This is a genomic window from Streptomyces sp. NRRL F-5126, assembly GCF_000721265.1.
Taxonomy (GTDB): Bacteria; Actinomycetota; Actinomycetes; order Streptomycetales; family Streptomycetaceae; genus Streptomyces.
Map to the genome: position 1 here is coordinate 1 of NZ_JOFZ01000160.1, position 221 is coordinate 221.

Below are 221 nucleotides of genomic sequence, written 5' to 3' on the forward strand. Positions count from 1 at the left end.
GGAGAGTGGCTGGGTTGATCGGGGTGGTGTCTAGGTCGATGAGGGTGAAGCGGTCGGGGTTTTCGCTCTGTGCGGTGCGGATGAGGCCCCACAGGGGTGCAGCGGTGAGGTCGTGGATGTCCTCGTCGGGGTCGGTGGCGATGGCGTTGCGGGTGCAGATGACCAGGCGGGTGGTGGTGAGGCGCTCGTCGGTCAGCCATTCCTGGAGCAGGGCGAGCAGG

1 protein-coding gene is annotated in these 221 nt (G+C 67.0%); it reads right to left on the reverse strand.

Annotated features, from left to right (window positions below; translation table 11 throughout):
* A partial coding sequence (locus tag IH48_RS34165) for a SpnB-like Rossmann fold domain-containing protein (protein ID WP_037844368.1) occupies positions 1–221 on the reverse strand: 221 nt, incomplete at both ends.